The 2500-nt window shown below is 50.4% G+C and carries 1 rRNA gene (only partly in view); it reads right to left on the bottom strand.

What is annotated here, in order from left to right:
• Positions 1-2383, bottom strand: a 23S ribosomal RNA gene (locus tag RAE21_RS18575) (it extends 495 nt beyond the left edge of the window).
• Between the last annotated feature and the right edge of the window lie 117 nt (positions 2384-2500).

Genomic DNA, 2500 nt, shown 5'->3' with positions numbered 1-2500 from the left:
ATACAGAACCACCGGATCACTATGTCCTGCTTTCGCATCTGCTCGACTTGTCAGTCTCGCAGTTAAGCACGCTTATGCCATTGCACTATCATCACGATGTCCGACCGTAACTAGCGTACCTTCGAACTCCTCCGTTACGCTTTGGGAGGAGACCGCCCCAGTCAAACTGCCTACCATGCACTGTCCCCGATCCAGATAATGGACCTAGGTTAGAACCTCAAACACACCAGGGTGGTATTTCAACGTTGGCTCCATAAGATCTAGCGACCCTACTTCAAAGCCTCCCACCTATCCTACACAGATCTGTTCAAAGTCCAATACAAAGCTACAGTAAAGGTTCATGGGGTCTTTCCGTCTTTCCGCGGGGAGATTGCATCATCACAAACATTTCAACTTCGCTGAGTCTCAGGAGGAGACAGTGTGGCCATCGTTACGCCATTCGTGCAGGTCGGAACTTACCCGACAAGGAATTTCGCTACCTTAGGACCGTTATAGTTACGGCCGCCGTTTACTGGGACTTCAATCAAGAGCTTGCACCCCATCATTTAATCTTCCAGCACCGGGCAGGCGTCACACCCTATACGTCCACTTTCGTGTTTGCAGAGTGCTGTGTTTTTAATAAACAGTCGCAGCCACCGATTTTTTGCAACCTCATTGGGCTCCATCCGCGAGGGACTTCACCTACTAAAGGCACACCTTCTTCCGAAGTTACGGTGTCAATTTGCCGAGTTCCTTCTCCTGAGTTCTCTCAAGCGCCTTAGAATACTCATCTCGCGCACCAGTGTCGGTTTGCGGTACGGTCGTGTGTAGCTGAAGCTTAGTGGCTTTTCCTGGAAGCAGGGTATCACTCACTTCGTCTGCAAGCAGACTCGTTATCACTCCTCATCTAAGCCCGGCGGATTTGCCTACCAGGCACGACTACAAGCTTGAACCAACATGTCCAACAGTTGGCTGAGTTAACCTTCTCCGTCCCCACATCGCACTACACATCGGTACAGGAATATTGACCTGTTTCCCATCAGCTACGCATCTCTGCCTCGCCTTAGGGGCCAACTCACTCTACGCCGATGAACGTTGCGTAGAAAACCTTGCGCTTACGGCGAGGGGGCTTTTCACCCCCTTTAACGCTACTCATGTCAGCATTCGCACTTCTGATACCTCCAGCACGCTTTACAACGCACCTTCACAGGCTTACAGAACGCTCTCCTACCACTTGCAATAAATTGCAAATCCGCAGCTTCGGTAACTGGCTTAGCCCCGTTACATCTTCCGCGCAGGACGACTCGATCAGTGAGCTATTACGCTTTCTTTAAATGATGGCTGCTTCTAAGCCAACATCCTGACTGTTTTAGCCTTCCCACTTCGTTTCCCACTTAGCCAATTTTAGGGACCTTAGCTGGCGGTCTGGGTTGTTTCCCTCTTGAGTCCGGACGTTAGCACCCGGTGCTCTGTCTCCCAAGCTGTACTCTGCGGTATTCGGAGTTTGCATTGGTTTGGTAAGTCGCCATGACCCCCTAGCCAAAACAGTGCTCTACCCCCGCAGGTAATACTTGAGGCACTACCTAAATAGTTTTCGGAGAGAACCAGCTATTTCCAAGTTTGTTTAGCCTTTCACCCCTATCCACAGCTCATCCGCTAGTTTTGCAACACTAGTCGGTTCGGACCTCCAGTACCTGTTACGGCACCTTCATCCTGGCCATGGATAGATCACTTGGTTTCGGGTCTACACCCAGCGACTAGACGCCCTATTCGGACTCGATTTCTCTACGGCTTCCCTATTCGGTTAACCTTGCCACTGAATGTAAGTCGCTGACCCATTATACAAAAGGTACGCAGTCACCCTTACGGGCTCCTACTTTTTGTAAGCATGCGGTTTCAGGATCTATTTCACTCCCCTCCCGGGGTTCTTTTCGCCTTTCCCTCACGGTACTAGTTCACTATCGGTCAATGATGAGTATTTAGCCTTGGAGGATGGTCCCCCCATATTCAGACAGGATTTCTCGTGTCCCGCCCTACTTTTCGCAAGCTCAGTACCACACAGGTCATTTCACGTACGGGGCTATCACCCGCTATGGCCAGCATTTCCAGGCTGTTCCGTTATGTCTTGTGCTATCACTTGCAGGCTTCTCCGATTTCGCTCGCCACTACTTTCGGAATCTCGGTTGATGTCTTTTCCTCGAGCTACTGAGATGTTTCAGTTCACCCGGTTCGCCTCGCATACCTATGTATTCAGTATGCGATACCCCTAAGGGTGGGTTTCCCCATTCGGAAATCTCCGGATCAAAGCTAATTTGCCAGCTCCCCGAAGCTTATCGCAGGCTATCACGTCCTTCGTCGCCTATCATTGCCAAGGCATCCACCACATGCTCTTATTCACTTGACCCTATAACTTTGACCACTCTTGCGAGTATCTCCGTCATCTTCAAGGAATGTTTGACAGGTCTCTCACCTGTCGCGTTATGCCGTAAATGACATCACCACTTGCTTTCGCAACCAGTGA

The organism is Rhodoferax potami (genome assembly GCF_032193765.1).
GTDB lineage: Bacteria > Pseudomonadota > Gammaproteobacteria > Burkholderiales > Burkholderiaceae_C > Allorhodoferax > Allorhodoferax potami.
The sequence above is the reverse complement of the archived record's forward strand: the minus strand, read 5'-3'. Positions and strand labels throughout refer to the sequence as shown.